A 22839-nucleotide genomic window follows, 5' to 3' on the forward strand; every position below is an offset into this window, starting at 1 on the left:
CAAGAGCTGGATCAAGCTGCGGGTGGGTAGTCTCTATGCCCATCGCGAAGAGGTCGCCCTCCTCACCCGCGGCAAGATCGAGCCGCTGCCGTTCATCGACGGTCTGCTCGACCCGTACAAGGTGGCCACGATCTGATGGCGATCAGTGCCGGAACGCTGAGGAAGCGGATCACGCTGCAACAACAGAGCCAGTCTGTGGACAGCTATGGGCAGCAGATCGCGACCTGGACCGATGTCGCCACCGTGTGGGCATCCGTCGAGCCGTCTGTCGGGCGAGAACTGATGGCGGCGCAGGCCGTGAGCCTGGATCAGCCGACAACCATCACGATCCGATGGCAGGCTGCCTTTGCCAGCCCCAAGGCCGTCGCAGCCATGAGGGTCGTCTACAACGGCCGGCTGTTCAACATCCATTCCGTCGAGAACGAAGAGGAGCGGAACAGTACGCTGACGCTGATCGCCTCCGAAGGACTGAACGATGGCTGAGATTTCAGGAATCGCAGAACTGCGTGCCGGTATCGCATCCGGAATCGCCCGCCAGCGCGAGCAACTCGTTGCCGATCTCGACGCCTTCGGCGCACGGATGGTCGAGGAAATCCGCGATGCCGCTCCGAAACGCACCGGCGCCCTGGCCGCCAGCGTCCGGCACGAGTTGGTGGAGACCGCCGATGGCGTGCGACTCAAGATCGTGATCGGCAACGACACCGTGTTCTACGCGCCGTACGTCGAGTTCGGGACGGCCCGGGAGCCGGTCCATGCCTTCGTTCGACCCGTCGTCTACCGGGAAGAGAAGCACATCCCTGGCCGCGTCGAACACACCCTCTCTACCTCCTGGGACGCTGAATGACCATCGAGCAAACCCTCGTCACGATGGCCGCACCGTTTCTGGCCGGCGGACTGCACCCCAACGTCGCCCCTCAGAATAGTGCCCGGCCCTACGGCGTCTATACCCCCGTCGTCAGTCCCACGCAGAACACGCTGTCCGATAGCGTGCCGATCCAGCAGGACATCTTCCAGGTCGACGTCTGGGATGAGACGTACCAGGGCGCGCTCACCGCGGGCAACGCTTTCGCCGCCGCCCTGCAGGCTGCGTTCGATGCCGGGACGATTACCGGCATCCAGCGCAGCCGGCGTGGCCGCTACGACACGGAAACCGGCTTGCACGGCTTTTTGTACGAGTTTTCCTTCTGGTATCACTGACTTTCCATTCTTGATCAGCACCAGCCGCCTGCGGGCGGCTTTTTTATGGAGCAACGCCCATGCCGTCCACCGCTCAAGTCGCACAACTTTCCAAATTCTACGTCTCCGGCACGCCGGGAACGGCGATCAGCATCACCGCCATCACCAAGGCCGTCGCGGCCGTCGTCACCGCAACGAACACGCTTGCTGTTGGTGATCTCGTCATCTTTGGCGCCGTCACCGGCATGCCGGAGATCAATGGCCTGCTCGGCATCGTCACCGTGGCCAGTGGTTCGAGCTTTACGGTTGCCATCGACTCGTCCGGCTTTGCCACCGCGGGCACCGCCGGCACCGCGAGTCCGCAGACCTTCTCCAAGGTCGGCAACGTCCAGGACTTCACGCCGGACGGCGGCACCGCGACGGTGATCGACGTCACCAACATGGACAGCACCGCCAAGGAGAAGCGCCAGGGCTTGCAGGACAACGGCAATTACTCGCTGACTTTCGACTCCGACGATACCGATGTCGGGCAACTGCGGTTGATTGCTGCCAGGGCCGCTCAGGCGGTCGTGGTCTTCAAGCAGTACTACCCCGGCGGTCTGAAGATTCGCGCCTGGCAGGGCTTTGTCCAGAAGGTCACCGAGCCGGTCGCCGGCGTGGACAAGGTGCTGCGCAGCTCGGCCACGATCGTGGTCACCGGCTCGATCGCTCGCGGCTGATCCTCTCCGACCTTCCAACTCTTTCAAACAAGGAACCACCATGTCTCTCGACAAAGCCGCACTGCTCGCGCTCTTCGCGCCCAAGATCATCGACCAGGACGTTCCAGGCGTCGGCGCCGTCCGCCTGCGCGAACTCAGCGCCCCGGAAGTCTCCGACATCCGCGAGGCGTGCAAGACCGAGGCGCAGAAAGCCGATTTCGGATTCCTGCTCGTCGTCGCTTCGGTCGTCGATGACAGCGGCGCGCCCACCTTCACCGCCACCGACCTTCCGGCCTTGCGCGCGTCGGCGCAGTCGCGCATCGGCGAACTGGTCTCGGCCGTCATGATGGTCAACGGCTTCTCGGTCAAGGAGGGCGCCGCAAAAAACTGAGGGACAGCCCGGAGCGCCGGATGCTCTTTCGCCTGGCGCTGGCGATGGGGCGAACGCTGCAGGAACTCCGGGCGACGCTCACCTACGCTGAATTCCAGGAGTGGTGTCTCTACTACCAGATCGAGCCGTGGGGCGAAGACCGTGCGGATCTGCGCGCCGGCATCGTGGCTTCGACCATTGCCAACTATGCAGGGAAGCTGCGCGCAGAGGGCTCCGACCCGGCGCTGCCGGCGGACTTCATGCCGTATCTCGAACGGCCAGAGCCTGCAGACCCGTCGGATGACCGGCACCTCACCGACGACGAACTCGCTGCCTGGGCTGATGCGGCCATTTTTGGCATCCCACCGGAGTAAACCATGCTCTCCCTGATCAACGTCGAAATCAATGCCCGCGTCGACAAGTTCGAGTCGGCGATGATGAAGTCTGCGGACCTCGCCGAGGCCAGCCTGTCGGCCGTGGCGGCCAACGCGGACCAATTCCAGACGGCCTTCGACCGCGCCTCCGATGCGGTGGGGCAGTCGTCGCAGAAGATGGCGAGCGATTTTGAGGCGGCGAACGATCGCATCCTGGGCGCGGCAGGGCAGTCGTCCGAAGCCATCGACGGAATCAGCAAGGCGGCGGACCAGGTGGACGCCAAATCCTGGCAAGAAAAGATCGCCACCGCCATCGGCGCCGGGTTTGCCACCGGCCTCGTCGTGGCGCAGACCTGGATGGACAAGGTCGAGGAATGGGTCAAGACCAAGCTGATCCTCATCGGCGCGGCGCTCGCCGTAGGAATCACCGCCGTTGCGGCGACGGCCATTTATACGGCGTACAAGATCGTCTCGTCATCGGTCGGCTTCATTGCCGGCCTATTCACGGGCGAAGCCTACCAGTCGGAGAACATCGACGCCGTCATAGCGCTCAACAAGGAAGTGATGACGCTGCAGGAAGGCTTGCTGTTTTCCGCTGCCCACGCCTCGGCGCTCAACGAGGCCTTGAAAGGCGCAGGCGTGGGCAGTGCCGGCTATGTCGCGACACTGGAAGCAGCGAACAGAGCGGCGCACAGCAACACCGAGGAACTCGACCGCCTCGGCATCCAATACCAGGACGCCAACGGCGAGTTGCTGTCGCAGCAGGAGATCCTGAAAAGCGCCAAGAAGGTTCTGGACGAATACAGCGCTGGCTACGATCGCAATGCTGCGGCGGTGGCGATCGCCATGGGCAGCTACAAGGCCATCTCGGAAGCCGTCTCGATTACCAGCGACAAGATCGACGAAGCCGGCCAGCGACTGGTCGACTACAACCTGATCATCGGCACCGGCACGCAGGAGGCGGTGACCGCCTACGAAGCCTCGATGCGCGCCTTCCAGCGCGAAACGGACCTGACTGCTCAGGGGTTCAGGAAGGCCATCGCCGACCAGATCATGCCGCTGCTCACCGATCTGGCCGATTTCTTCCGTGACGGATTCCCGTTCGTGGTCAACGTCTTCCGCTACTCCATGGCCACTCTGGTCAGCATTCTCTACGGCCTCAAGGAAGTGGCCTATCTCGTCTCGGAAGCGGTCATCCAGTCCTTCAAAGCCATGGGAGATGTGGTCTCGCGCGTCGTCGGCGCCATCGCCAAGGCGGCGACCGGCAACATCGAGGGCGCGTGGAACGATCTCAAGGCCGTACCCGACGATCTGGGCAAGCGCTGGAATGCCTTTGGCGACAACGTGGTCGCGCAGTCGACGCGCAACGCCAAAGCGATGGCGCTCGCCTGGGGTGCGGACAACTTCTCCGCCGGATCGGCCGCGGATCCGGCGAAGGCCGGCAAGAAATGGGTTCCGAAGCCGGCCCAGGCGGCCGCAGAGAAGGCTGGCCGCGCGCCCGCTTCACCGGCCGAACAGGCGAGCGCTTACCAGACCTTCCTCGATCAGCTGGATCAGATGACGGCCCGGATGGACGGCAACCAGTACACGATGCTCAAGGTCAAGGCGGCGCAACTGGCCTGGAACGAGGGTATCTCGGCGACCACCGCCTTGCAGAAGATCGAAGCTCTGCAGATCGCGGAGAGCGACAAGGCGGTCAAGGACTACGGTACTCGCTTGGAAGAGGAGAACCGCCGCCTGCTCGATGCCCGCGGCGCCATCGGTCTCTATGGCATCGAACTCGACGCCTACACCCTGCGCGAGCAGCGGCGTGCCGAAGTCATGGCCCGGATCAACCAGCTCGAGGCGGCCGGGAAGCCGCTGACTGATGCCGCGCGGGACGCCCTGCTGCAGGAGGCCGATGCCGCCGCCAAGGTTGCTGAGGCGATCCTGCGCCAGAACGACGCGCTGTCGCGCACCTACGAGGTCGGCGCCAAGCGGGCATTTGACACCTACATGGACACCGCGACGAATGCCGCCAGGACGGCCGAAGAGCAATTCACGACGGCCTACCGGGACATCCAGGGCGCCATGGCGGACTTCCTGTTCAACCCGTTCGAGAAGGGCGTCAAAGGCATGCTGGCGAGCTTCGGGACCATGCTGCAACGGATGATCGCCGATGCGGTCGCCGCCGATCTCGGCAAGCGGCTGTTCGGCGCCGTCGGCACGCCGACGAGTGGTGGCTGGATGAGCAGTCTGATGCAGGCGCTTGGGATGGGCGGCACGGCGACCACCGCTGCGGTGGCGAGCGCGATGCCTGGCGACTCACTCGACAACCTGTTCGCGCTGACCGGCAATTTCGCGTCGTTTGCCGTCGGCACCGACTACGTGCCGCGTGACATGATCGCGCAGATCCACCAGGGCGAGCGAATCGTCCCTGCGGCGCAGAACACCGGAGCCAGCGGCCAGACTGTCAATATCGTGCAGCACTTTCACGGCAATCAACCGGCTTCCGACATTCGTCGTTCGGCCGGTCAAGGGGCCCGAGAGGCTTGGGCTGCGATGGCGGGAGCGAGACGTTATGTCTAACTTCCTCGAAGAGCGTTTCCCGATCGACGTGCGTCTCGGCATGTCCTATGCCGACGACTACACGGTCCTGATCACCACCACAGCCGGTGGCGCCGAGTATCGCAAGCTCGTGCAGCCTTTTCCGGTGCGCTCGTTTCACGTCAACTTCACGACCGACCAGGCGGATTTGTGGGCGCGCGTGCTGGCGCTTTACCACCGCGCCTACGGCAAGTTCGCCGGTTTCCGGGTGAAATGCCTGGACGATTTCAGCACCAACAACCTGACTGGTGCGCCGACGCCGACCGACGAAGTGCTGGCGAACTCGGCCACCGGCATCTATCAGCTGCGCAATTTCTACGGGACAAACGGCACGGCTTTGGCGGGTGTGGGCTACCCGTCGCGCACGATCTTCAAACCGGTGGCCAGCACCGTCGTCGCCGCCAAGAACGGCGTCACGATCAGCTCCGGGCTCACGGTCGACACGACGACGGGCCTGATCACCATCTCGCCAGCGCCGCTGATCACCGACACGATCACCGCGGGCTGCCAGTTCGACATCCCCTGCCGGTTCAATTCGCAGATCGAGGTCACATCCATCGATGTGGCCATCCGGGATTGCGGATCGATCGACCTCATCGAATTGCTGCAGCCATGAAATCCACCGTCGCCGATTACCGCTATCGCGTCCTGTGTCTGCGCATTGTGCCGACCGTGGGCAGCCCGATCTATCTGACCGATCATCCGCGCGACCTGGTGATGGGCGGTCACACGTACCTCTCAACTTCCGGGTATCAGTTCACCGGATATACCGGGACGGATGATTTCTCGCCGGCATCGATCGACATCGAAGGCATTGCCGGAGCATCTGGCGTCACTCGCGCCGCGGTCGGTAGCGGCCTGTTCGACGGTGCCAAGTGCTATGTCTTCGCCACCTCGTGGGCAACGCCGGTAGAGGACGAGGAGCCTATCGTCGCAGGTATCTTCGGCAAGGCCACGCTGCTCGATCACCGCTTCCAGATCGGCGGCGTGTCGTTGATCGACGCGCTCAACCAGACCGTTGGCCAGACCTACGGAGCGCAGTGCCCGAAGGTGTTCTGCGGCACCGAGTACGCCGGCTGCGGCGTGTCGCTGGCGGCCAACACCGTCACCGGCACCCTGACCAGCGTCACCAGCGCGTCGGTATTCACCGATGCGACGAGGTCGGAGGCCGCCGACACCTTCGGCGCCGGGACGATCAAGTTTACTTCCGGGCCGAACGCGGGACTGAAGGCGCTGGAGATCAAGAGTTTCTCTGGCGGCACGATCAGCACTTTCGAACCCTTCTATTACCTGCCAGTCGCCGGGAACAGTTACAGCATGGTGCGCGGCTGCCGCAAGCGGCTTGCTGATTGCCAGGCCCGGTGGAACGGCTCCACCACCTATTCGAACGTGCTCAACTTCGGCGGCTTTCCGTGGATACCCACCGGCAGCACCTATGCGCAGGTCGGGCAGGGCGGCTGATGACGACCGACGACATTCTCGCTGCCGCTCGGCAGTGCCTTGGAACGCCGTTTCGGCACCAGGGGCGGCTGATCGGTTTCGGCCTCGATTGTGCCGGCGTGGCAATCCACGTCGCACGTCAGATCGGCGTCGGGCATCTCGACGTTTCGGGTTATGGGCGCACGCCGGCGAGCGGCCAGTTGGAACGTTCGCTCGATGATCAGCCGTGCCTGGAGCGCTTCCCGCGCATCGACGACCGGCTTCCCGGCGATCTGCTGCTGATGCGCTTTGCGGGCGACCCGCAGCACCTCGCCATCTGCGCTGGCGAGACCATTGTCCACGCCTATGAATCGGTGGGTCAGTGTTGCGAGCACCGGCTGTCCAGCATGTGGGCGTCGCGCATCGTGCGCGTCTATCGCTTTCGGGGAATCCAATGAGCAGCGGCGGACAGGTGCTTGGAGGCGTCGTCGGGACGGTCGCTGGGTTCTTCCTGGGCGGCGGCCCGACCGGCGCGCTCTACGGTGCGCAGATCGGCATGATGGCCGGCGGCTACCTCGACCCGCCCAAAGGACCGACCATCGAAGGGCCGCGTCTCGATGACCTATCGATGCAGACCAGCACCTACGGCGCGGTCATCCCGCGTGTCTATGGCACGGCGGCCGTGAATGGCAATGTCTTCTGGCTGGAAAACAACCGCCTGAAGGAAACGGTCACCAAGAAGAAATCGGGCGGCAAGGGCGGCGGTGGCAAGACGACCACGCGCACCTACACCTACTCGGCCACGTTCGCGGTCGGCCTGTGCAAAGGCCCGATTGCCGGTGTGCGCCGTATATGGGTCGGACCGGATCTGATCTACGACGCGGGATCGTCGGACCCCGATACCATCGCCGCCAGCAATGCAGCCGCGACTGGATTCAAGGTCTACCTGGGCACCGACACGCAGGCTCCGGATGCGCGCATCCAGGCGACGCTGGGGGTGGCCAACACCCCGGCGTGGCGTGGTCTCGCCTACCTCGTGTTCTACGATCTCGGCCTGGCGCGGTACGCCAACAGTCTGGCCGGGGCGCAGGTGCGGGTGGAGGTAGTGCATTCTGGCCATACGACTGGCGGTGGGTCGCCAGTAGTTACTGCGAAAACGTTTCCGACTCATCAGAATTTTCCGAATGCGAGGTTCGCATTTGTCGGGACTTGGGGCATCGCTAGCCGTCTAACCACCGCAGTGTCGCCCGATTGCTACAAGACAGCGGACAGTGGAGAAACGTGGGCGATCTATGCACTTCCTTCGTCCTGGTACCAGCTTAATTGTGTTTCGGACGGCGCTCGGGTTTGCATTCTTGCCAAAGACCCTTTCTTTTCCGGGTCGATTAAGTCTTTGGTGTCGAGCAACGGAACGAGCTGGGTTACTACCACCGTGTTGTCGGGAAGCACCTCTGAACGATATAACAGCGACCACGGATTGGCGGGCAATGGCGTCAACTGGTGCGTTGCAGGGTCATGGCTCGGCGTTAACTACGTCAGTCGTCTGTCCGTTTCAGGCGGATCGTGGGTCGAGCAGGCTTTGCCTACCTATATCGGTGGCACTCCTTACGTCGTAAATCTTGGCGGGCGATTCATGATTTTCCATGATACGTCAACCACGTATTACACCAGCGATGATGACGGGGTGAGCTGGACCTCCAGGACGCTGCCGTTTGCTGGTCTCGCAGCGGTGGCCTATGGCGGCTCTGGCAATGCCCACGGTATCACCAACAACGGACATTCATATTCGGCCAGCAGCGACTCGGGAACCACCTGGTCGACGCCGACTTTCATTACCGCGCCGTCCGACGCATGGGGCGCTATCGGGTACTGCAACGGGTGGATTCTCGTACAACGGGCGCAGTATCTGGCGTGGTCGGAAGACGGCGTTTCGTGGACCTTATACCTTAGCAATCATGGCTTGGGGATCAATTATTTGGTCACCACAGACCCTGTGCCGAACGGCAATCAATTTTTTGTGCAGGGCGACCAAGCCGGATATGCCTACCTCGTCGTCAGTGCACCATCGGCAGGGACGGTCATCATCTCCGATCCTGTCACGTTGGGCAGCGTCGTCTCTGCCGAATGCCTGCAATCTGGTCTGTTAACCGCTGGCGACATCGACGTGACCGCGCTCACGTCCACGGTGCGAGGCTATCGCATCGGCAGCGTCGGCGCCATCCGTGCGGCTCTCGAACCGTTGCAGGCGTCCTGGCCATTCGACGTGGTGCAACATGGATACCAGATCACGTTCGTGGCTCGCGGCGGGGCATCCGTCGTCACCATTCCCGCCGCGGATCTCGACGCGCGTGGTGCTGGCCAGGAGCCCGGCGTGCAGATCACGAGTAGCCGGGAGATGGACTCGCAGTTGCCTCGTCGCGTCACGGTGCAGCATCTCGACTATGACCGCGAGTACAACGCCGGCACACAGTACGCCGAGCGGCTGAACACGGCGGCGATCAACGCCCGGGTGCTCGATCTGCCGATCGTGCTGACTGCGACCGAGGCGGCCGGGAAGGCGGAAGTGCTGCTCTATCTGTACTGGCTGGAGCGCTATGACGTGGCCGTCACTCTGCCGCCGACGTACAACCAGTTGGAACCGGGTGACGTGGTGACGCTGGTCACGCCCGAGGGAAACGTGAGCCTGCGCCTGACGGCGATCCATTACACCAGCGACGGACGGCTGGAGTGCCAGGCGAAATACGCCAGTGCGGCGATCTACACGCCGACCGCGGTGGGATCCTCGCCAGCATGGACCGGGCCGACCACGATCACGCCTGTTGGCGCATCCGTCTATGTCCTGCTCGACGTGCCGATGATCAACAGCGCGCAGTCCGGGCCTTCCTTCCTGGTGGCGATGACGGGCGCGCTGGCGGGATGGGGTGGTGGCGTGCTGATGCAATCGACCGATGCGGGCAGCACCTGGGCGAGCCTGCAGGACTTCGGGCCGCCGGGGTCGTCGATGGGCATCTGCACCAACAGCATCGGCGTCGTCGAGCACCGCATGGTCGACAGCGCCAGCCTGCTCAATGTCACGCTGACACAAGGTGCGCTGTACAGCGTGACGCAACTCGCCTTGCTCGGCGGTGCCAACCATTTTGCGTATGGGGCAGACGGAAGGTGGGAAATCATCGCGGCGCAGACCTGCACGCTGGTGAGCGGCACGAGCTATGTGCTGCAGAACCTGCTGCGCGGGCGGTTCGGGAGTGAGTGGGCGATGGGATTGCACGCCGTCGGCGATGCGCTCGTGCTGCTCGACACCACCGACGTGGCGGCCATCGCGATGAGCGCCGGCACGATCGGCCTGTCCTACCTCTACCGTGGCGTGACCGTCGATCGGGACATCAGCACCGACAGCAACCGGGCCTTTGCGTACCAGGGCGTCAATCTTCGGCCGCTGTCGCCGATCGCGCTGACCGGCAGCCGGGACCCTTCGAGCAACGACTGGTCGCTGACCTGGATTCGCCGCACGCGGGACGGCGGCGAGTGGCGGGACTACGTCGATGCCTCGCTTGGCGAGGCCAGCGAATCGTACGCCATCGACGTCTACTCTGACGGGACCTATACGACGGTCAAGCGGACGATCTCGGCGAGTTCGCCGTCCTGTGTCTACGCCAGTGCTGATCAGGTCAGCGACTTCGGCGCCAACCAGGCGACCCTGTATCTCAAGCTCTACCAGATCTCGGCCACCGTTGGCCGGGGATACCCACTCACGACTTCCATCACGAGGTAGACCATGGCCAGCAGCACCACGAATCTGGATCTCATTGCGCAATCGCAGTCGTCCAAGGAAATCACGGCGAACGCGCTGTTCGACGCCGGCAGCCCGGCGACGCTGTTCGGCCGGCGTGCCAGTCTGTGCTCCGGACTGAACTGGTTCTACTACGGCGGTGTGATGCTGGTCGACGGCGTGCTGACGACAATCAGCAACAACGTGGCGGCGCTGGCGCTGAGTGCGTCGACCACGAATTACATCGAGGCCACGCGCGCGGGCGTGGTGTCGAAGAATACGGTGGGTTTCACCGGCGGATCGATTCCGCTCTACACCGTCGTCACCGGGGCGGCCTCGGTGACTAGCTACACGGACAACCGGGCGTGGGTGGCGCCAGCCTATCTGCCGGGCAATGGCAGCGTCGCGGTGACCGCGGTCGACGTGGATCTGACCGCGCCGGCCAATGCGGACAAGGCGCGTTGTTCGTACCTGACGACGACCGGAGTGCTGACCGGAAACCGGAACGTCATCGTGCCGAACAGTTGGCAGGCCGTCATGTTCTGCAACAACAGCGGGGCGTTCACCACCACGTTCAAGACGGCAGCGGGAACTGGCGTGGTGGTCGCGCAGGGCAAGCGGGCTGTTCTGGTCGCCGACGGCACGAACGTCGTTCGGGTGACGCCGGATACCTGACCGGGGCAACAGGGTCGTTCATTTCGGGAGACATGGTCATGCAAGGAGTGCAGGTCGAGCGGCGCAAGATGGTGACGCTGCCGCAGGAAGAATTCGAAGCGATCCTGGAGCGAGCGGCGGAGCGGGGCGCACGGCATGCGCTGTCGGAAGTCGGCCTCGACGGGCCCGAGGCGGCACGCGACATCAGCGAACTGCGTAGCCTGCTCGATGCGTTCAACGAGGCGAAGAAGACGGCGGGACTGACGATCGTCCGGATGCTGGTGACGGGTCTGGTGATGGCAACGCTCGCCGGGGCGTTCGTGAAGTTGAAGGTGTTCGGCGGGGGGCAGTGAGGGGTTAGCGGAGGCAGCGGCGTGCCGAGTGCACTCCTGATGATCACGAATAAGATCGCGAATCAGGCGCGGCAATGAATGCGGCGCCGATTGCCCACGCAATGAGCGAGGCGAGACTCGGATGCTTCCTAAAAAACTCGATCTGCTGGATGCAGCGAGAGACAAGATCGCGCGCAAAGCACGGTACTCCTCTCATCGCGTTTCTATCCATGGGGCCGCGGCGCTCCGCGAAGGAAGTTTCTTAGGAACTACCGGGCCCAAATGAGAAGTTAACGCCGTCGGTCACTTGATGCCGGGCGATGAGATCCCCTCGGCACCGTTGTTTACCTTGGATGGCAATGCTCGCGGCGCTCTGGTCGACGGTAGAAGCGCCCGGCATCGCTCCCCGGAGGGATGCCTCAGCAATCATCCTTACTGACATAGTTGTCCCGCCAAGAGGAAATGGGCTCTGATGAAAGCTTCGGGCGAGGCAGGGATCTTGTGATCTTTCCTACCTCGAGGAAACTGAGGCCGTAAGCGACAGTCAGCCGGTCATAGTCCTGGTGCCGCAAGCCCGGGGCCTCGAGATTCCTCGGTGGCTGGATGGGGCGGGGGTTGGCTTTCAGCCATGTGGCGTTAGGGTGACTTTTCATCTCCTCCTGCAGATGGGTGTAGAAGGACATGCGCATGCCACCACCACAGTAGAATGCGGGAATGTCGACCAACTGGCTTCGACTGATAAGGCCATCTCTCCATGCACTCCAGTAGCTCTTCCCGCGGACTTGGCGCACGAGCCTCTTCATGAAGAAGTGATCGTCGGGCGTCTCCTCCCGCGGCGACAACTGGAGACCGATCCCAGAGAAGTATTCGGTGAATTGATCGGGAAGAGGCATCTCCCTGTCGGTCGGGAACTTGAGGCCGGCCAACGCTGCCAATAGCGCCTCGCTTCCTGCGATCTTGCCAAGTTCCTCCTGCCACCAACCCACGCGGTGCCGGTGCAGGTTCATCACGCCGTGGGGCTCAACGACCGAGGTAAGAAATTCGAAATCCCACCTGCCGCCCTTGGCCGGCTTCACGTGGAAGAGAGCGGAGTCTACCGAGCCGGCACCCACGTCGGTGAGCAGGTATATGTTGGGAGCGTTCTTGTCGAATCGGCTGGAGTTCACGAAGCCGTAAATCTGCGCCGCGACCTCGGGCACGATCGACACCTCCACATCCTCGTCTTCGGAGAGGATGCCGGGATCTATACGCGCTCGCTCCGCCTTCAACAGGGCGTCCTTTACGGAAAGAGCCGAAACCTCCTCCTGGTCGCCGGCCGCTAGCCATGCGGCTTGGCCAACCTTGGTGAATACTCGGAAGAGTTCGTCATCGAGGTGGTAGGCGATGGGCAATCCAATCGCCAGTTTCCACACCAGGCGCGACCGCCGGTAAACGTCCCGCTGGGTTGTGAACAACCACCCCCTCGCATGCCGGATCACCAGTGCGAGGAAGGCAGCAACGCGTTCTTGCTGCGGAGCACTGCTGGGCGCAGCGATAAGCGCAAGCTTGAGGTCCCGGTGCGCCTCGCCTCCATTACCAAGAGAATAACATCCACCTGTTTCATACAGGCGGGAAGGCAACAAGTAGCGCTTGACCCCATCACCGTCCCGAAAGGGGACGGCAAACGCCTTTCCCAGTGCTGAATCTCCTATTACGGTCTTGACACTGGATGTGCCGAAATCCAGCCCCAGGACGAGTTCCCTTGCGTCTGTTCTGCCGTCGCCACACTGTGTTGACCGCCCGGTGGCACAGAACGCCGCGAGAATGGGCAGCGCTTCAGTCTGCGCTACCCCGATGAGGAGTCGGGCTCCGGGGTTCAGGTGGAGACGAAAGCCCGGCTTGGGGGCCTTGTCATGCTGGGGGACCCCAGGGGTGCCGTAGCAACTCAAGTCCAGCGGGCGTGACTTGGCCTTCTCCGGCCTTGGATGCGAGCGCCACCAGCGCTCGCACACCTCCAGAAGGCTAACCGTAGGTGGTTGACTCTGCGCTTTGGACACTTGCGGACTCGAAGATCCCTCGTTCTCGGGATGTGGCTTGGAATCTGCTGACTTCTGCATCGTGGATCTGGGGATCTTCAAACCCCTCGTGGCAAACGCCATCCTTATCCGTCTTGCGATCAAGTTAGCCACTACTAAGCCCTCAACAGGGTCGTCACCGCACCCGGATCACGCCACCAGAAACCATGCTCTGGTCGGCCTTGACCAACTCCTTGAGGCGTAATTCCGCCATCCGCGACTCGATCTTCGCTGTCAGCTTCTTCAAGCGTCCTTCTTCGGCTGGTATCAGTCGCTTCTGCCTCTCGTTTCCGTAGAAGCGGTAATGCTGAATTCGATTCTGGAATTTTCGCGTCTGGGCTTCGAGATGGAACTGCAGCGTGTTGATCATAAAGCCGATCCGGTCTCGGTTCTCGCGAATCTGCGCATCCCTGAAATCGCGAAAATGTTCCTCGAGTTGCGCACGGATGTCATCCAGCAACCTCGCAGCCCGATCATGATCCACCGTGCCTACAGCTTCGAGCCAATCCTTACCTTCCAGGCCGGCAGAATTGACCAGGAACTCAGCGTCATCGCCATCAAGGTGGAGTTCATCCGACATTCTTGTCGCCATGTACTCCAATCTCTCGATGTCCCTCGCTCCAGACACCGTCCAGCGTGCAACCGAATAAACATATTCGCCTGGCGAGACACGCCCAACCACGGCAGCCAGAACATCGACGGCCGCCACCGGACTGTACAGGGGGCCACGCCCTCTTCGCTTCAACTGGTCTCCTACGAAACGCACTAAAGGATGGTCCTGGCCAACCCTCTCCAGGCCGGGCCGAGTGCTCCCTAGGCGGTTCTCGAACAGCAATCTTGGCGGCGTCTGGCTCTGGATGCGCGTCGCGCTCTGGATACGTTCCGCTTGAAGGAAATCGGAAAAGGCAACCCGCATCTCGATTGAAGGCTCGAGGTGGCAAATCAACTCTGATTCATCCGACTCAATCAGGCGGGTTCCTGGGAACTCTTGCTCCAAGAAATCTCTGGAGTAGGCGAGAAGATCCTGCCCTCGTAGGTAGCGTCCGAGATCCCGTGCTGCGCGCACCTTGTTCTGGATGAAGTCCCCATGGGCAATCAGCTGGGTTGCTTCTTCTTCCAATTGGGCCTGTTGCCGATTGACGGTTTCGATCGCTACGCTGGCCCTCTCGATACGGGCACACTCCTGCTCCGGCGTCAGCCTGTGAGAAAGCAGCTCATAGCTCAGCTTGCGGATCTCTTCTCCAAGCATCGCCTCCAGGCTTCCTAGAGCTTGTCTGAAAATATCGAGCCTGGCAAGCAGCCGATCATGGATGCGTTCGTCAATCGTGTTTTCGAACACCAGATTCCAGATCAGTATCCTCTCCATTTCCTGGCCGATCCGGTCTATACGGCCGATACGCTGCTCAATCCTAGCGGGATTCCAGGGCAAATCGTAGTTGATGAGGAGGCTTGAGAACTGCAGGTCGACACCTTCAGCAGCCACCTCGGACGAGATGAGGATGTTCGGTCCCTCCGCGGTGGCGAAACTGCGGAGGACGGCGTGTTTGTCCATGCCGCCGTGCAGCACGGCCGCCCGGATACCATCCCCCTCGAGGCGTCTTGCCAAGTAGCGCAGGGTGTTGCGGTAGTAGGAAAAGAGGACGATCTTCTTGCCGGGATAGTTGGCCCAGTACTGCTTGAGGTTCTGGACCAGCAAGTCGTACTTACTATCACCTTGCTCCAGTGCACGGTAGTCGCCAGCTTGGCGGGCAATTCCTCTCAGTGTGGAGAGCAACGGACCAAGGGTCGGCTTTCCCAACCGTTCGTCATCATCCCCGAAAATCTCATAGGCCTCGCTCTCCAGCTCTAATTGGGAGTCGGCCGCGCTCTCGATCCATCCTCTACAGGCCGCTGCGATGCTGCTCGACATCTGCCTCTGCGGGATGGTGAGCATGAAGCCTTCCGAAATGTTAATCTGCGCGCAATAGTCTTGGACCGCCTCGGTGACGCGGTCGTAGAACCTCCTCTCAGCTTTATTCATCGCCACGCGGATCGTGACCGGATCGCGCTGGACGCGCATTTCCTGGACATCCCGCTTCAGGGTACGGGTCACCACCTTGGCAAGCGGATTGATCCGATCGAGTTGGTCGGCGATTTCGGAACGACCCCGTGGCGTCGACATCACCTCGTCCGACGGCGGGTTCGCGATCAGGTGTTCAATCTGGGAGTTGTCGTCGAAGAGGCGATCGCTTAACGCCAGTCGGAGGTTCTCCAGAAATTCTGCCTGCGTGACGCTGCCTGCTAGTACGCTGTCCCTGAGCGCCAGGATCGGTGCGTTGGCACGCAATGCGGAATCGAAGGAGGACTCGTATGGAAAGGAATCGGCATCCAGCAGGTGAAGCAGATTGAAGAGATCCCGGCTACGCAATTGGATAGGGGTGGCGGAAAGCATCACCACGCTCTGAACCACCGGACGCAGCAACTGCGCCAGCTTGTTTGTTGCCGTCTCTTCATTCCTCAGATAGTGTGCCTCGTCGATGATGAGCATGTCGAGCAGGGGCTCCTCAACCTCTGCCTCGTTGAGAAAACGGGCAAGCTTCGCGGTGCTCGCTTGGCTCGGGTTCTGGTCATCATCCCAATCGCGCGCGGGCCGGAGCCCCTGCATGCTGGCAATCAGCGCGAACTGTTGCTGTGGGCGCGCCCTCGCCGTGTCCAGATGCTCAAGCAGTTCCTTCGCATCCACGATGTCGGCCCGGACTCCGAAACGATCCGCCAACTCATCACGCCACTTCTCCCGCAACATGGCGGGGCAAACCACTAAGAGGCGTTTGGCCTCGACGCGTGCTCGCAACTCTGTCCAGATCAAACCGGCCTCGATCGTCTTGCCGAGGCCTACTTCGTCTGCAATCAGGATCCCGTTGCAGGGCGAGTCCAGGAACTGGAGGACTGGCTTGAACTGGTAGGGAAGGAATTCGGTGTTGGTAGTGTTAAGACTGTAGATCAGATTCGCCAGCCGGCCGCTGAGGCGATAGTAAGTGATGGCACCCCGCAGGTCGGCCACCCGACCATAACGTCCAGCCTTTACCATCCCGTACGGGCCGGTCGCTTCTTTGTCGATCTTCTCCAGTTGGCCCTCGAGCACGAACTGCTCGTCGCCGTCCAGAAAATGGACCAAGATCCTGAGACGACGGGGCGGACCATCCGTTTCGTTGCCCAGGATACCGATCCGCCCAGGATTGGCTATCAGTCTTACCTTGTCACCGGGCTGCACAGACCACCTCGCCCATAAAGAATGTAGGCTTGCGCACTGAACCGACTCTCACGAGGAAGATCACCGCAGTCGCCACCTTTACCGGTCACCTCATCTCTTTGCACAGGGTTCGCGACCTGTCGTCCGGCTCCCACTGACCCAAGTCCCGCAATCAACCGCCGCAGCTTGTGATTCGTCGTGCTTGGCTCTTGGAGCAGCTGTCACGACAAGTCTCTGACAAGGCACGACTACGGACACTGCCCTTGACTTCTGCCAACCATGCGAGTTCGCAGCCGCCGACTGGCTTCCACCGGATGACTTTGTCAAAGCATTGATTGAGCGAACGCGAGTAACGGTGGCTAGATGTGAGCTTAGCGCAGGACGGGATCTGTTGCCAACGTTGTTGATTGGTCAGGACGGACTAGCGAAGCTCGTGAAAGCGGTGGCGAACCAGATCCTGGAAGCAGGTGAGCGAAGCGTTGGGAGAGCGGAGCGAAACGAGCGCAGGGTTGCCGTAACGGATGCCGGGGGGAGACGCTGTACACGCTTGAGGCGCAATTGCCGTCCAGTACCTCCGGCTGCCGGAGTGAGTGGATTCGGTGACCGGCCTGGTTGCGCTGGGCCGCACGGGACATCAGCGAACTGCGCAGTCTGCTCGATGCCTTCAACGAGGCGAAGAAGACCGCCTGGCTGACGATCGTCCGGATGCTGGTGACCGGGCTGGTGATGGCAACGCTCGCTGGGGCGTTCGTGAAGTTGAAGGTGTTCGGGGGTGGGCAGTGAGCTGTCATGCCATCCAGTACTGCCGGTTGCAGGAGTGGGCGGATTCGGTGACCGGCCGCAGGCGTGGGCGGCTTGATCTTCAGCTGTGGTCTGCCGGGCCGGGCGATCGTGCGCTGGGTCTTCAACTTCATCGAGAAGAACCGGGATGCCGGGATCGATGAGGTGGCCAAGGAAGTGAAGGATGTTTTGTGATGGACGTGAGCGGCTTCAGCGATACGATTGGGCCGGGGACGAAGGCATTAGCCAGAGTGACGGGCGCACCCGCCAGTTTCACGGTGGCGGAAGCCGCTTTGGAATCGGGATGGGGATCCTCTCAACTTGCCTGCCAGGGAAAGAACCTGCTCGGGGTGAAAGCGGATTCGTCGTGGCACGGCGATGTCCTTGTGCTTAACACTCGGGAGTTCCTGCACGCCACGTGGGTGATGGTACCGGCGCGCTGGCAAAAGTACGCCGGCTGGCAGGCCTGCATGGACGATCACGCGGCCTTTTGGCACCAGCAGGGTGACCGGACGTACGGTCCCTGTGGTTGGTCCTGTGGTTCTTCAGCTTGTGTAGGACTCTATTGGATGCTATAATTTTAGATTGTTGCGCTGCAACAATTGACGTGCCCAAAGTGCGCTATCTTTTCCTATGTAGCATAGCGCTGTGGAACCTCACACAAGAACGTACGGAACGTTCCGTTCATGGGAAACAGCGCAGAAAGTGCCGCTGATCGCATCGAAAGCGTAGTGGTCGGTTAGTCTGCGAGAACTAACGGCCAACTTTGTAAATAGTTTGATGTAGCGCTACGCCTCGGTGTCATGTGGTGTCGGGGGTAGGGCTTGTTTTTCGCTTCTTGGAATGGCGCACGCGCCACCTTGAGCGTCACGAGAGGAGAACATCTGTGGAAAACACGCGTAGTCGCTTGCGCCAGCTGATTGATGAAAAATGCCTGAAGGTGTCGTCTACGCCAATCCGACTTAGTACTGGGGCCCTTTCGCATTTCTATTTTGACTGCAAAGCGGTCACGCTCGATGGCGAAGCATTGTCTCTAATTGCTGACGAGTTCTTGCAGGAAATTCAGTTCCTTCCAGAGATGCCTATTGCGATTGGCGGCCTTACTATGGGGGCGGATTTCATTACGGCTGTCGTAGCAATGAGGGCTTTCGAGCGCGGTCTTCAGACGGTGCATGGCTCTGTCGTTCGAAAAGAACCGAAAAAACACGGCACGATGAATCACATCGAGAATGAACTGCCAGAGGGCACGCCTATTGTTGTTGTCGATGATGTGATCACAACAGGGAACTCGACGAGGATTGCTTGCGAGCAGTTTTTGGCGGCTGGGTACAAGATTGTCGGCATCATAGCTCTGGTTGACCGCGAGCAAGGGGGTCGTCAAGCGCTCGAACTGCAGTTCGGAGTCGTTCGATCCGTTTTCAGAAAGAGTGACTTTCCGCGGATTGCTGATAATGAACAACAATCAACAGATCATATCGCAACTGCGCGAGCAGCTTGATTGTGGGCTGTCCGTCCACTCCGTGGATGCGATAATTCAAACGTGTAAGGGGTTCTTGTCGTCTAACTCAGCACAACCGGACGATCTTCTCCTGCCGGTATTTGCGCTAAAAGCGGTGTTCTCGTCAGTCAAACACATCGCAGATGATGAGGGTTTCCCTGTTGCCGACAAGCTCGCCGCCCTTGAGCAACGTTTTTGGCCTATATTGAAACGTTGCGTCGATGGTCTCGAATGTTACGGTAGTGAGCAAACCAGCAAGTTTGATTTGGCATTGACGTCGGCCATTAGGGAACTGTTCTGATTCGGCCTCGGATACAAATGGGTCTATGTCGTTTGGTGTGGAACGGGCCGCCGGTCGCGACTCCTGGCACCGATGCGAGGGAACTGGCATCAGCGGAGTTGGGAGCGCAAAAGCGCGTTGAGGGCTCTGTCAAGGGCGGGCGCAGCCCGGCGAAGCGAACCCTTTACAGGGGCCGAAACGCTAATATGCTCAAGGGCTTGGGGCTGGTTGCGGCTTTTCGCGGCCGGCCCCCGAGCCCGTCCGGCGGCGAGGACTTCCCCGCCCTCGGGGGCGGGGTTAGGGGTGGGGGGAGCCATACGATTCGGCAAGGGCATTCGGGTCTTCTGGGCGCTTTCCACACGGAACGACACAAACCCATACAAATATCCTGGTAGCAACGGTGTCCGGTTGCAATGACCGTTAGGAGGGTTTCGAGCGATGATGGTACTCATAATCCGTGGACGTATCGTCATCACAACGCTTTAATGAGCGATGCCCAAGCATGATAATGACTTCCTTAAATGGTTTGGTGGCCGGTTACGAGAGATCCGCCACCAAGAAGGTCTATCACAAGAACAACTGGCGGAACTCGCGGGAATTGATCGCACCTATGTTGGCGGCGTTGAGCGAGGTGAGCGCAACCTCAGCATCTTAAACGTCAAGAGGCTTGCTAATGCTTTGGGCATCAACCTAAAGGAGCTGTTTGACGGTGACTTCCAACGTTGATTACCTTTCCAGGATTCTCCAGCGACTTAGAGCATTTCGCCGGGAAGCAGGGCTTACTCCTGCCCAAGTTGAGGAGCACCTCATTCTCGGTCCTGGTTGGGCGAGCGCCATTGAAGCCGGAACGATTTACCCCAGCCTTGATGTGGTAGCGTCCATGCTTTCTGTCTATGGCAAGACGCTTAGTGACCTTGCGGAAGGGGCGATCGGCAGCGTTCCACATATCAAACGTTCCATAGCCGCGGAGGGAGTCGGCAATGATCTAGACATCCACTTCGCCTACGCCAAACACGATGCCACACATCGACTCCTGAACGCCACCCTCGATCAGTTTAATCAGATGATTCTCACGCTCCGAAACGGGCTGGCCCAGCTTAGCAGCCAGAACGTCAGCGATGAGCAAGAGAAGGCGATAAAGACGGAAAGTGTGGCAAGTGCTTTTCTCAGAGCGGTTGAACTTTGGCCTTCTGCTAATCCATCGGATGTATGGTGGTTCCTTGTGTATCGGGCCTACTGCGATCAGTACAACCACCCGTCTGAACACTCGCGGCTGGATTTCACACAAAGTTGGAAGCGGACCGGCGGCTGGGCCCTTGAGCGAATTCTTGAGAGGCACTACGGGCCAGCCTTGGCGGAACACGAGATCAACCTGGTAATTGCTGATGGTGAGCGTAAGGTTCGACTCCTCGGTGGAATCAACATTGGTCATCGACTTGAAGCGGACAAGATGGACGTTTTGTTGACGGTCCGCAGCGGTGCGGCCGAAAGGCTGATTGGCGTGGTTCACGTCAAGGCAAGCTTTGCGGAGAGGCGGACAGACGATGTCCCGATGAGCCAAGCTCTTGTTAAGGCAGGCTACATCTCGCCGTTGTGGACGATGGATTGTAAGAGCACGCCCTCAAGCCGCCCGGTCAACCGCGGCGAGTTAGGCGCAACATTCGACGGCCGAGGCGCTGATGGCAGAAGCGCGAAGCGGAAAGACATCGAAGATGATGGCTTCTTTTCCGCCTGCTTCTCGTACAACAAGAACACCCTCGCAACTCCCGCCGCCTATCGGGCGAGGGCGCGTGTATTCGTTTGTGATTTCTCCGACCCGAATGATGCATTCACAAACTTCATAGTGTCCGAGCGCCACCAAGTCAAAACAAGGCTTGGGATTTGATGTTGCCGATCTCTGCCAGACGTATATTGGAGGCTTCAACCTGTTCGGGTTCAATCTCGAAGCCGATGTAGGAACAACCCAAGCGCAGCGCTGCAATCCCTGTAGTGCCGGAACCTGAGAAGGGGTCTAGCACCAAGATATCCTTACCGAAGGTTCCGTAAGCATCAATGCAGCGGACGGGAAGTTCCTCTGGAAAGCGCGAGAAGTGCTTGAGCCCGTCGATCTTCTCGTTGGCGAACTCCCATACGCTCTTGACCGGAGGCGCCACGCGGAAATTATGGCGTTCTTCCTTGGTCAGCAAGTAGATGGGCTCATGATATCGATGCGGTCGCCTGCAGCGCCCCTCCGGCATTGGGTTCTTCTTCCGCCAAATGACTTCGCCACGGTATAGATAGCCTGCATCAATGAGGCCCAATACCAGGCGATACGGCAGGGCAAGCAGGTTTCCGTACCGCAACCAGCCTTCCTCTTTCTCGATGAACGCCTTCCGCTTCATGCGCGGTTTGGTGTATGCCGAGTTGTGGGCTGGAAGCCCGTTCTTGTCCACGCCCAAGGTGCTGAACTGTCGGTCATCTGCTCGCCAGTTGACTGGGGTGTTGTAGGCGTCGCCAATATTAATCCAAATAATTCCCTCTCGCTTGAGCTTCGGGAGAAGGCCAGAGAAGACACTCGTGAGGAAGGCAAGGTAATCCCTCGGGTCTTCCTCAACCCCCGTTCCGCTCGAGTGGCGCTGCCCCCAATACGGTGGGCTAGTAACAACCACGTCGATGGATTCGTCGGGCAGATGAGGGATCAGTTCGAGGCAGTCTCCCTCATAAACCATATTTGTTTGGAATGTGCCTATGATCATCTTTGCTCCTAAACGGGCGATCGCTATGATACTTAAAGTCATCATACAGCGTCAACCGCCAGGTTGGCAAGCGTCATCGAGAGGGCCGCTCAAGTCACGCCGCCTCGGTGATTGCTTGAAGTTGGGTATCCTGAGTGACTCGGGCAATTTGTGCGGCAATATGGAGCAGCCACCTCTAGCGCCTGACCCTCAGCTTGGCGAGAATTCTCTTGTTTTCAACGAACAAGAGCATTCTTCATGGTGGAAAGCCACGTGGTTACGGCCCTGATCAGCAAGTGCGCCGAACTGGCTGGGCTGATCGAGCATCATCAGAAGGAAATGGGGTGCCTGGCGGATGATCTGGCCCACCTCGACGCGACCTTCAAGCTGTGTTCTCCGGAAATCGACCTGCGGACGATCCGAGCCAAGGCCCACAGGATGCGGAGCCACTTCGTCCGGCAGGGGGAAATGCCCGCGCATGGTTCTGGACATCTTCAGCGAGGCTCAAAGCGTGGCGCTGAGACGCCGCCAGATCGGCGAAGCGTTGGCGGCACGCAAGGGCCTGGAAGGGGCCAAAGTCATGATCGAGCCGATGCCGCTGAGAGCCGTTGGAGTGGCTGCTGCTCCATAGTGCCGGTATACTACACGGACAAACGCCCTCAGCAGTACTCACCAGTACTCACATGCCCCGATAGGGAGTTGTGATCCAGGGTGCGATTGCACCACCAAACAAGAAGACCAACCCCTCATCGGGTTGGTTTTTTTTGCGTACTGCCGCGTGCTGGCGCGGGTTGGTGGGGGTTCCTGTGGACTTCGAGTTTACCCTCGGGCGCCCGTTCTTGGCAGTTTTCACTCTCTCGGGGCCATTCTTCTCCCCGGCCTCGCTGCCCGCTAGAGGCCGAAGTC

24 protein-coding genes are annotated in these 22839 nt (G+C 60.5%); 20 read left to right on the forward strand and 4 right to left on the reverse strand.

Annotated elements, in window-relative coordinates:
• Positions 1-135 precede the first annotated feature (135 nt).
• From Q1L50_RS10400 to Q1L50_RS10460, 13 genes are read left to right on the forward strand one after another with little or no spacing between them, the layout of a single operon-like run.
• Positions 136-483, forward strand: a complete 348-nt coding sequence (locus Q1L50_RS10400) for a phage head closure protein (RefSeq protein ID WP_300338225.1) — start codon at positions 136-138, stop codon at positions 481-483.
• Positions 476-844, forward strand: a complete 369-nt coding sequence (locus Q1L50_RS10405) for an HK97-gp10 family putative phage morphogenesis protein (protein WP_300338228.1) — start codon at positions 476-478, stop codon at positions 842-844. Before Q1L50_RS10400 ends, Q1L50_RS10405 begins: the two co-directional genes overlap by 8 nt.
• Positions 841-1197 (forward strand): DUF3168 domain-containing protein, encoded by a 357-nt coding sequence (locus Q1L50_RS10410; RefSeq protein WP_300338230.1) that lies wholly within the window; start codon positions 841-843, stop codon positions 1195-1197. The genes Q1L50_RS10405 and Q1L50_RS10410 overlap by 4 nt, the downstream gene beginning before the upstream one ends.
• Before the next feature lie 59 nt (positions 1198-1256).
• The gene (locus tag Q1L50_RS10415) at positions 1257-1895 is read left to right on the forward strand and encodes a phage tail tube protein (protein ID WP_300338233.1); all 639 of its coding nucleotides are present in this window, start codon (positions 1257-1259) and stop codon (positions 1893-1895) included.
• A gap of 40 nt (positions 1896-1935) precedes the next feature.
• The gene (locus Q1L50_RS10420; RefSeq protein WP_300338236.1) at positions 1936-2265 is read left to right on the forward strand and encodes a hypothetical protein; all 330 of its coding nucleotides are present in this window, start codon (positions 1936-1938) and stop codon (positions 2263-2265) included.
• A 20-nt stretch (positions 2266-2285) separates the two neighbouring features.
• Positions 2286-2618 (forward strand): hypothetical protein, encoded by a 333-nt coding sequence (locus Q1L50_RS10425; RefSeq protein WP_300338238.1) that lies wholly within the window; start codon positions 2286-2288, stop codon positions 2616-2618.
• Positions 2619-2621: 3 nt separating this feature from the next.
• The gene (locus Q1L50_RS10430; RefSeq protein ID WP_300338240.1) at positions 2622-5186 is read left to right on the forward strand and encodes a phage tail tape measure C-terminal domain-containing protein; all 2565 of its coding nucleotides are present in this window, start codon (positions 2622-2624) and stop codon (positions 5184-5186) included.
• Positions 5179-5820 (forward strand): DUF2460 domain-containing protein, encoded by a 642-nt coding sequence (locus tag Q1L50_RS10435; RefSeq protein ID WP_300338243.1) that lies wholly within the window; start codon positions 5179-5181, stop codon positions 5818-5820. The genes Q1L50_RS10430 and Q1L50_RS10435 overlap by 8 nt, the downstream gene beginning before the upstream one ends.
• A complete protein-coding gene (locus Q1L50_RS10440; protein ID WP_300338246.1) occupies positions 5817-6665 on the forward strand; it encodes a DUF2163 domain-containing protein in 849 nt (282 codons plus the stop codon). Before Q1L50_RS10435 ends, Q1L50_RS10440 begins: the two co-directional genes overlap by 4 nt.
• The gene (locus tag Q1L50_RS10445) at positions 6665-7081 is read left to right on the forward strand and encodes a glycoside hydrolase (protein WP_300338249.1); all 417 of its coding nucleotides are present in this window, start codon (positions 6665-6667) and stop codon (positions 7079-7081) included. Before Q1L50_RS10440 ends, Q1L50_RS10445 begins: the two co-directional genes overlap by 1 nt.
• Positions 7078-10395, forward strand: coding sequence for a phage tail protein (locus Q1L50_RS10450; RefSeq protein ID WP_300338252.1), 3318 nt, complete (start codon positions 7078-7080; stop codon positions 10393-10395). Before Q1L50_RS10445 ends, Q1L50_RS10450 begins: the two co-directional genes overlap by 4 nt.
• Before the next feature lie 3 nt (positions 10396-10398).
• Positions 10399-11067 carry a hypothetical protein gene (locus Q1L50_RS10455; protein WP_300338255.1) on the forward strand — a complete coding sequence of 223 codons (669 nt, stop codon included), beginning with the start codon at positions 10399-10401 and terminating at the stop codon, positions 11065-11067.
• A 38-nt stretch (positions 11068-11105) separates the two neighbouring features.
• Positions 11106-11399, forward strand: coding sequence for a DUF6127 family protein (locus tag Q1L50_RS10460; RefSeq protein WP_300338257.1), 294 nt, complete (start codon positions 11106-11108; stop codon positions 11397-11399).
• A gap of 398 nt (positions 11400-11797) precedes the next feature.
• Here the strand turns inward: Q1L50_RS10460 and Q1L50_RS10465 are convergent, their stop codons facing one another.
• Together Q1L50_RS10465 and Q1L50_RS10470 are read right to left on the reverse strand one after the other, a co-directional pair.
• Entirely contained in the window at positions 11798-13546 is a 1749-nt protein-coding gene (locus Q1L50_RS10465) for a hypothetical protein (RefSeq protein WP_300338260.1), read from the reverse strand.
• Positions 13547-13568: 22 nt separating this feature from the next.
• Positions 13569-16682, reverse strand: coding sequence for an SNF2-related protein (locus Q1L50_RS10470; RefSeq protein WP_300338261.1), 3114 nt, complete (start codon positions 16680-16682; stop codon positions 13569-13571).
• Between the two features lie 591 nt (positions 16683-17273).
• Here Q1L50_RS10470 and Q1L50_RS10475 point away from each other — a divergent pair.
• From Q1L50_RS10475 to Q1L50_RS10500, 6 genes are all read left to right on the forward strand, one after another.
• Positions 17274-17444, forward strand: coding sequence for a DUF6127 family protein (locus Q1L50_RS10475; RefSeq protein ID WP_300338263.1), 171 nt, complete (start codon positions 17274-17276; stop codon positions 17442-17444).
• A gap of 191 nt (positions 17445-17635) precedes the next feature.
• Positions 17636-18019, forward strand: coding sequence for a glucosaminidase domain-containing protein (locus Q1L50_RS10480; RefSeq protein ID WP_300338266.1), 384 nt, complete (start codon positions 17636-17638; stop codon positions 18017-18019).
• Between the two features lie 308 nt (positions 18020-18327).
• Complete coding sequence (locus tag Q1L50_RS10485; protein WP_300338269.1) at positions 18328-18939, forward strand: phosphoribosyltransferase family protein; 612 nt, start codon at positions 18328-18330, stop codon at positions 18937-18939.
• On the forward strand, positions 18893-19240 hold the full coding sequence (locus Q1L50_RS10490) for a hypothetical protein (protein WP_300338272.1): 348 nt from the start codon (positions 18893-18895) through the stop codon (positions 19238-19240). The genes Q1L50_RS10485 and Q1L50_RS10490 overlap by 47 nt, the downstream gene beginning before the upstream one ends.
• A gap of 471 nt (positions 19241-19711) precedes the next feature.
• Positions 19712-19945 carry a helix-turn-helix transcriptional regulator gene (locus Q1L50_RS10495; protein WP_300338275.1) on the forward strand — a complete coding sequence of 78 codons (234 nt, stop codon included), beginning with the start codon at positions 19712-19714 and terminating at the stop codon, positions 19943-19945.
• Complete coding sequence (locus Q1L50_RS10500; protein ID WP_300338279.1) at positions 19929-21104, forward strand: helix-turn-helix domain-containing protein; 1176 nt, start codon at positions 19929-19931, stop codon at positions 21102-21104. Before Q1L50_RS10495 ends, Q1L50_RS10500 begins: the two co-directional genes overlap by 17 nt.
• Here Q1L50_RS10500 and Q1L50_RS10505 read toward each other — a convergent pair.
• Together Q1L50_RS10505 and Q1L50_RS10510 are read right to left on the reverse strand one after the other, a co-directional pair.
• Positions 21082-21954 (reverse strand): site-specific DNA-methyltransferase, encoded by an 873-nt coding sequence (locus tag Q1L50_RS10505; RefSeq protein WP_300338282.1) that lies wholly within the window; start codon positions 21952-21954, stop codon positions 21082-21084. The genes Q1L50_RS10500 and Q1L50_RS10505 overlap by 23 nt on opposite strands.
• A gap of 189 nt (positions 21955-22143) precedes the next feature.
• Entirely contained in the window at positions 22144-22413 is a 270-nt protein-coding gene (locus tag Q1L50_RS10510) for a hypothetical protein (protein WP_300338285.1), read from the reverse strand.
• On the opposite strand from Q1L50_RS10510, the gene Q1L50_RS10515 reads away from it, so the two are divergent.
• Complete coding sequence (locus Q1L50_RS10515; RefSeq protein ID WP_300338288.1) at positions 22412-22564, forward strand: hypothetical protein; 153 nt, start codon at positions 22412-22414, stop codon at positions 22562-22564. The genes Q1L50_RS10510 and Q1L50_RS10515 overlap by 2 nt on opposite strands.
• Positions 22565-22839 lie beyond the last annotated feature (275 nt).

The organism is Accumulibacter sp. (genome assembly GCF_029255145.1).
Lineage (GTDB): Bacteria > Pseudomonadota > Gammaproteobacteria > Burkholderiales > Rhodocyclaceae > Accumulibacter.

Bases quoted from the DNA above. Each gene is read 5' to 3' on its own strand.
- Q1L50_RS10420 (WP_300338236.1), top strand. From the start codon at position 1,936: ATGTCTCTCGACAAAGCCGCACTGCTCGCGCTCTTCGCGCCCAAGATC.
- Q1L50_RS10480 (WP_300338266.1), top strand. From the start codon at position 17,636: ATGGACGTGAGCGGCTTCAGCGATACGATTGGGCCGGGGACGAAGGCA.
- Q1L50_RS10510 (WP_300338285.1), bottom strand. From the start codon at position 22,413: ATGCGCGGGCATTTCCCCCTGCCGGACGAAGTGGCTCCGCATCCTGTG.
- Q1L50_RS10435 (WP_300338243.1), top strand. From the start codon at position 5,179: ATGTCTAACTTCCTCGAAGAGCGTTTCCCGATCGACGTGCGTCTCGGC.
- Q1L50_RS10415 (WP_300338233.1), top strand. From the start codon at position 1,257: ATGCCGTCCACCGCTCAAGTCGCACAACTTTCCAAATTCTACGTCTCC.
- Q1L50_RS10515 (WP_300338288.1), top strand. From the start codon at position 22,412: ATGGTTCTGGACATCTTCAGCGAGGCTCAAAGCGTGGCGCTGAGACGC.
- Q1L50_RS10455 (WP_300338255.1), top strand. From the start codon at position 10,399: ATGGCCAGCAGCACCACGAATCTGGATCTCATTGCGCAATCGCAGTCG.
- Q1L50_RS10430 (WP_300338240.1), top strand. From the start codon at position 2,622: ATGCTCTCCCTGATCAACGTCGAAATCAATGCCCGCGTCGACAAGTTC.
- Q1L50_RS10405 (WP_300338228.1), top strand. From the start codon at position 476: ATGGCTGAGATTTCAGGAATCGCAGAACTGCGTGCCGGTATCGCATCC.
- Q1L50_RS10460 (WP_300338257.1), top strand. From the start codon at position 11,106: ATGCAAGGAGTGCAGGTCGAGCGGCGCAAGATGGTGACGCTGCCGCAG.
- Q1L50_RS10495 (WP_300338275.1), top strand. From the start codon at position 19,712: ATGCCCAAGCATGATAATGACTTCCTTAAATGGTTTGGTGGCCGGTTA.
- Q1L50_RS10445 (WP_300338249.1), top strand. From the start codon at position 6,665: ATGACGACCGACGACATTCTCGCTGCCGCTCGGCAGTGCCTTGGAACG.
- Q1L50_RS10440 (WP_300338246.1), top strand. From the start codon at position 5,817: ATGAAATCCACCGTCGCCGATTACCGCTATCGCGTCCTGTGTCTGCGC.
- Q1L50_RS10450 (WP_300338252.1), top strand. From the start codon at position 7,078: ATGAGCAGCGGCGGACAGGTGCTTGGAGGCGTCGTCGGGACGGTCGCT.
- Q1L50_RS10505 (WP_300338282.1), bottom strand. From the start codon at position 21,954: ATGATCATAGGCACATTCCAAACAAATATGGTTTATGAGGGAGACTGC.
- Q1L50_RS10400 (WP_300338225.1), top strand. From the start codon at position 136: ATGGCGATCAGTGCCGGAACGCTGAGGAAGCGGATCACGCTGCAACAA.
- Q1L50_RS10410 (WP_300338230.1), top strand. From the start codon at position 841: ATGACCATCGAGCAAACCCTCGTCACGATGGCCGCACCGTTTCTGGCC.
- Q1L50_RS10490 (WP_300338272.1), top strand. From the start codon at position 18,893: ATGAACAACAATCAACAGATCATATCGCAACTGCGCGAGCAGCTTGAT.
- Q1L50_RS10425 (WP_300338238.1), top strand. From the start codon at position 2,286: ATGCTCTTTCGCCTGGCGCTGGCGATGGGGCGAACGCTGCAGGAACTC.